General features: G+C 63.6%; 4 protein-coding genes, 1 tRNA gene and 1 pseudogene. 1 reads left to right on the forward strand and 5 read right to left on the reverse strand.

Going from position 1 to position 5706, the window contains the following annotated elements; all coding sequences use genetic code 11:
* Positions 1–81: 81 nt before the first annotated feature.
* The 3 genes from EN884_RS23310 to EN884_RS23320 all read right to left on the reverse strand — a co-directional run bounded on the left by EN884_RS23310 (position 82) and on the right by EN884_RS23320 (position 2276).
* A complete protein-coding gene (locus tag EN884_RS23310) occupies positions 82–426 on the reverse strand; it encodes a MerR family DNA-binding transcriptional regulator (protein ID WP_128360755.1) in 345 nt (114 codons plus the stop codon).
* Between the two features lie 157 nt (positions 427–583).
* On the reverse strand, positions 584–2002 hold the full coding sequence (mgtE, locus tag EN884_RS23315) for a magnesium transporter (RefSeq protein ID WP_013531112.1): 1419 nt from the start codon (positions 2000–2002) through the stop codon (positions 584–586).
* Positions 2003–2191: 189 nt separating this feature from the next.
* Positions 2192–2276, reverse strand: a tRNA-Leu gene (locus EN884_RS23320).
* 234 nt (positions 2277–2510) lie between these two features.
* Here EN884_RS23320 and lipB point away from each other — a divergent pair.
* On the forward strand, positions 2511–3254 hold the full coding sequence (gene lipB / locus EN884_RS23325) for a lipoyl(octanoyl) transferase LipB (RefSeq protein WP_027160542.1): 744 nt from the start codon (positions 2511–2513) through the stop codon (positions 3252–3254).
* 20 nt (positions 3255–3274) lie between these two features.
* Here lipB and EN884_RS23330 read toward each other — a convergent pair whose 3' ends face one another.
* Positions 3275–4525, reverse strand: a complete 1251-nt coding sequence (locus EN884_RS23330; protein ID WP_024501354.1) for a peptidase M50 — start codon at positions 4523–4525, stop codon at positions 3275–3277.
* Positions 4526–5043: 518 nt separating this feature from the next.
* Positions 5044–5667: pseudogene (locus EN884_RS23335) on the reverse strand (ABC transporter ATP-binding protein); the annotation flags it as partial.
* Positions 5668–5706 lie beyond the last annotated feature (39 nt).

The raw sequence follows: 5706 nt of genomic DNA on the forward strand, positions 1-5706 counted from the left end.
GGCAGGAGAGAGGGGGGCGCTGTCCCTCAAACTCTCTGCCTACGGAGGCACGCCAAGAGCCAAAAGCCGATAAAAAAAAGACTAATAGGCATGGTCGAGTTCAGCCAGCGTCTCCTCGAGGTCGCGGCGTTTCTGCCGGAGATCCTCGCGCTTTTCCTCGATGCGCTTGATCATCAGGTTGAGCTGGCCGACTTCGCCGGGCGGCTCCTTGTACATCTGGATGATTTCGCGAATCTCGTTGATCGAGAAGCCAAGCCTTTTGCCGCGCATGATCTGGCGAATGAGCTGCCGGTCGGAGGGGCGAAACAGCCGCGTGCGGCCGCGCCGCACCGGCTGCACCAGCCCTTCGTCCTCATAAAAGCGCAGCGTCCGCGTCGACACGTCGAACTCGCGGGTCAACTCGGTGATCGAATAATATTCTCGCATTGCCACTCCCACACGCCGAAACACCGGGGCGATCGCCATGGCGGCGTCACCCTTCTGTCCCGAACCAAAACCCATGCCATGCCGGAATCGACATGGCGCCCCGCGCGAGCCTCGCACGGCATTTACGTAAAAGTCAATTGAGCCAAAAGGCGTGCCTTCAGGGCACGCCGAACCACCACGTGGCAATGCCGAGAAATGCAAAGAAACCGACGACGTCGGTAACCGTGGTGACGAAGACCGCCGAAGCGACCGCCGGATCGACCTTGAAACGATCGAGCAGCAGCGGGATCAGGATGCCGGCCAGGGCGGCCACGAACATGTTGATGATCATCGCCGCCGCGATGATCCCGCCCAGATTGGGATCACGGAACCAGGCTGCCGCGACGATGCCGATCAGGATGGCGAAGACGATGCCGTTGATGAAGCCGACACCCATCTCGCGGCGAATGATGCGGCCGGCATTGTAGATGTCGAGATCCCTGGTCGCCAACGCCCGCACGGTGACGGTCATGGTTTGCGAGCCGGCATTGCCGCCCATGCCCGCGACGATCGGCATCAGCACCGCCAGTGCCACGATGTGTTCGATCGTGCGGTCGAACAGGCTGATCACCGACGCCGCCAGGAACGCGGTCAGAAGGTTGATCAGCAGCCACGGAACGCGTGAGCGCGAGGTCGAAAAGATGCTGTCGGAAAGCTCTTCGTCGCCGACGCCGCCCATGCGCATCAGATCTTCCTCGGCCTCCTGCTGGATGACGTCGACGACATCGTCAATGGTCAGAACGCCAACCAGCCGTTCGTTCTCGTCGACGACCGCGGCCGACAAAAGATCGTACTGCTCGAATTCCCGCGCCGCCTCTTCCTGGTCCATGGTGGCCGGAATGGCGTGCCGCGTCTCGTGCATCACCTCCTCGACCTTGACCGAACGCTTGGTGCGCAGGATCTGGTCGAGGTCGATGGCGCCGAGCAGCTTGAAGCTCGGATCGATGACGAAGATCTGGCTGAAGCGCTCGGGAAGATTGTTGTCCTCGCGCATGTAGTCGATGGTCTGGCCGATCGTCCAGAACGGCGGAACCGCGACGAACTCGGTCTGCATGCGGCGGCCGGCCGTCTCTTCGGGATAATCGAGCGAGCGGCGCAGCCTGATCCGCTCGGTGAACGGCAGTTGCGACAGGATCTCGTCCTGGTCTTCCTGGTCGAGATCCTCGAGAATGTAGACGGCGTCGTCGGAATCGAGCTCCTGCACCGCCTGCGCGATCTGCGCATTGGGCAGATTGTCGACGATCTCCATACGGATCGCCTCGTCGACCTCCGTCAGCGAGGAAAAGTCGAAATCGGCGCCCAGGAGTTCGACCAGCGCGCGGCGCTGTTCGGGATGCAGCGCCTCGAGCAGATCGCCGAGCTCCGACTGGTGCAGGTCGTCGACTTCATGCTTGAGGGTCAGCGTGTCGCGGTCGGCGATCGCCGCGCCGATCCGCGCCAGGAAGGACGAAAGCACGGCGCCGTCCTCGCCATAGATGTCGGCGTGGTTGTCCTCGGCGGCCCCGGCGCCGGTCGTCCGTTCGTGCTCGCCTTCCACCAGCGCCTCCCGCCACAAGAATCCCGGAAAAGGTGCAAATCAGGTCTAGAGCATCGGACCCAAGGGGGAAACCGGTTTTGGGAGAATCCGACGCTCAAAAAGAAAGTGGCGTAAAGTGCGGGAATATCAACGAAATGCGTCCGGCCCGCAGCGGGCGAGACCGGCACAAATCGGATTCTGGGAAGAGAATGGTGCGGTCGAGAAGACTCGAACTTCCACGGGTTGCCCCACAGCGACCTCAACGCTGCGCGTCTACCAATTCCGCCACGACCGCACGTGGTAGAGCCGGAACCGACCGGCTCGCGGCGTGTAGCAAATCGTTTCCGGTGAAACAAGTGCACGGCAAGCAATAATGTCAGGCGATTGGCATAATGCTCCACAGGGCCCGAACGCAGCGCCGGAACTGGACGTTTGCGCCTGATATCGCCATATGGAAGGCAAGTTGATGTCGCCCAAAGGTGCGAGGCGTTTTTGGGCGCGCCATGGACAAACGAAAAGACGATACGCCATGACCGAACGCAGCCAGATCGCCACATCGTTCCTGCCGCTTCCCGGCTCGGCACCGGTCGAATGGCTGATCGAGCCCGGCCTTACCGCCTATCCCGAGGCACTTGCCTTCATGGAGGCGCGCGCCGAGGCGATCCGCAGCGGCGCTGCCGGCGAAATGGTCTGGTTGGTCGAACACCCGCCGCTCTACACGGCCGGCACCAGCGCCCGTGGCGAGGATCTGATCGACGCCAGCCGTTTCCCGGTTTTCGCGGCAGGACGCGGCGGCGAATACACCTATCATGGGCCGGGCCAGCGGGTCGCTTACGTCATGCTCGACCTGAAGCGGCGGCGCGAGGATGTCCGCGCCTTCGTCGCGGCGCTCGAACAGTGGATCATCGGCACGCTTGCCGCTTTCAATGTGCGGGGCGAGCGCCGCGAGGACCGGGTCGGCGTCTGGGTCGTGCGGCCGGATCGCCCTGCTCTGCCGGACGGCTCGCCGGCGGAGGACAAGATCGCGGCCATAGGCATCCGGCTGCGGCGCTGGGTGAGTTTTCACGGCATCGCCATCAATGTCGAGCCCGATCTCGACCATTTCAGCGGCATCGTGCCTTGCGGCGTGCAGGACCACGGCGTCACCAGCCTCGTCGACCTAGGCCTTCCCCTGACCATGGCCGATCTTGACTTGGCGTTGAAATCCGCCTTCGAGGATGTGTTCGGTCCCGCCACGGCGTTGCCTGTCGAAGCCGAGCGCAAAGCCGGCTGATCTTCCGGATCCGGTACGGCTCAAATCAGTTGGGCAGAGGCCCACAACACGCCATAGCCATGGATGGCGAACACCGCCAGCAACGCCGCCGCCATGGCCAGCCGGTCGATGGTACGGATCGGCTTCAGCTCGTGACGCGGCTTCACCCCACTGCTCATCGTCAGCAGGCTGAGGAGCGAAAACACCGCTCCCGTCGCGAGCAGGAAGGTGGCGGAAAAGCCGGCCTGCCAACCCACGGCCAGGAAAGCCGAGAGCAGGAAGAAGGAAGCCAGCGCCAGCGCGACCGGTCCCGGACAGATCTGGCGCAGCACCTGGCCGCCGTCGAACTTCCACACCGGCACCAGATTGGCGATGTTGAACAGTGCGGCGAAGCCCGCCAGGGTCGCCAGCAGGGCCGCCGCCAGCCGGTGACCTTCCGCGCCGGCAAAGGTGCTTGCGGCGATGGCGATCGGCACCAGGAAGGCCGAAAAGCCGGCGCCCATCAATGCCACGAAAGCCACTTCGAAACGGCTGTCATAGGGCCGCCCGCCAATGGCAATGCCGCCGAGCAGCGGAATGAAGATCATCCGTGCACGGTTGTGGCCCATCAGCCGGAACGCTGCCATATGGCCAAGCTCATGCAGGGCGACCACCGATGTGAGGATCGCGGCCAGTGCCAGACCGCCGAAGTGAAGGCCGAAGAATGGCCACAGGATCAGCGCCGAAAGCCCGGCAAAGCCGACCTGGCTGAGCGGATGCTCGAACCAGCCGCCCTTGCGATACTTTCCGGTCCGCGCCCAGCGCTGCAGCTTGGAGAGTTCGCGGCGCAGGGCGAAATAGCGGAACACCAGGAAGGCAACGCCACGATAGCGATCGGTCTGGCTGAGCGTCACCCGCGTGCTGTTGCCTTCCGAAACGAGTTCGGCGGTTTCGCGAAAATCCTTCCAGAACGAAGCGTCGAGTGCCGTATCCTCGATGACACGCATCGAGAAGCGGCTGCCTTCGACGACGTCTTCAAACCGCGACTTGCGTTCGATCGGCTTGCCGTCGCGACCTTCCCAGGACAGCGTGATGCGGGCCACGCCCTCGCCGTCCGGGGCCTCGGCGGACAGGATCTCACCGGACCAGCCGGCATCGCTGCCGAGCGGCCACAGCGCCTGCCAGAGGCGCTGCCGATCCATCGCCACCAGACGGGTCAGCCGGACCGTGCGCAAACCAAGCGGCACCGTCATCAACAGAAAGATCAGCCCGAGATTGCTGGCCACCAGAATGGCCGTGACGATGGGCGACACCTGGACGTTGCTCCCTGTCTTGCCGGGGCACTCTAACGTCGCTGCGGCAAGAAAAGCTTAACGGCGGAGCGGTCTTCGACCGCATGGGACCCACGGCGGCGAACGCCGCCAAATCACATGGCTCCAATCCAGATCGCCATGGAGACGAGAAAGGTGCTCATGCAAACCAGTGAGATGACATCCTGAACCAGATCGGTCATAACTCTCTCCTGTTGTTGATATGTTCGTATTTTGTTCTAATTTTGTTTCAAAGTCAACGGACACAATCCGGCCGTGTCCGAATTTCCGGGCGATCAAATCGGCAGGGTTAAGAAAAGGTTGACGGGCGAACGACGGTTGCCCAGCGCCGACCAGGGCACGACGAGACTGGGGTCAGGCCGAGCCGAGAATGGTGGATTTCGAGAACCGGAGCGGAGCGTACTTTTGGGTACGTGAGCACCGTTCTACCGCGACGGGGTAGAACGGGAAGCGCAGGAAGCCGCCTTTCGCAGGCCGGCCTCCCCCAGTATCGCCGTGCCCTAGAGCGGCACCACTTTACCGTCGGCCAACGTGACGCGACGGTCCATGCGCGATGCCAGCTCGTGATTGTGGGTGGCGATCAGCGCCGCGAGGCCCGATTGCTTGACCAGCGCCGCCAGCGCCTCGAACACATAGGACGCGGTGACCGGGTCGAGATTGCCGGTCGGCTCGTCCGCCAGCAGTACCAGCGGCGCATTGGCGACCGCACGCGCAATGGCGACGCGCTGCTGTTCGCCGCCGGAGAGCTCGGACGGCCGGTGCGCCGCGCGTTTGCCGATCTGCATGTAATCGAGCAGCTGCGCCGCGCGCTCGGCCGCGTCCTTGCGGCTGAGCCCCTTGATGAGCTGCGGCATCATTATGTTTTCCAGCGCCGAGAATTCCGGCAGCAGGTGATGGAACTGGTAGACGAAGCCGACATCGTTGCGGCGGATCGCCGTGCGCTCGTCGTCGGACAGCCGCCCGCAGGCGCGGCCGGCCAGGATGACGTCGCCGGCGTCGGGACGCTCCAGCAGGCCGGCGGTGTGCAGCAGCGTCGACTTGCCGGTGCCAGACGGCGCCACCAGCGCCACCATCTCGCCGCGCTTCAGCGAGAAGTCCGCACCATTGAGAATGGTGAGTTTTCGCGGTCCCTGGACGTAGGGCCGCTCGACGCTCTACAGCAC

Origin of the sequence: Mesorhizobium sp. M7A.F.Ca.AU.001.01.1.1, from assembly GCF_004022735.1 — a bacterium.
Taxonomy (GTDB): Bacteria; Pseudomonadota; Alphaproteobacteria; order Rhizobiales; family Rhizobiaceae; genus Mesorhizobium; species Mesorhizobium ciceri.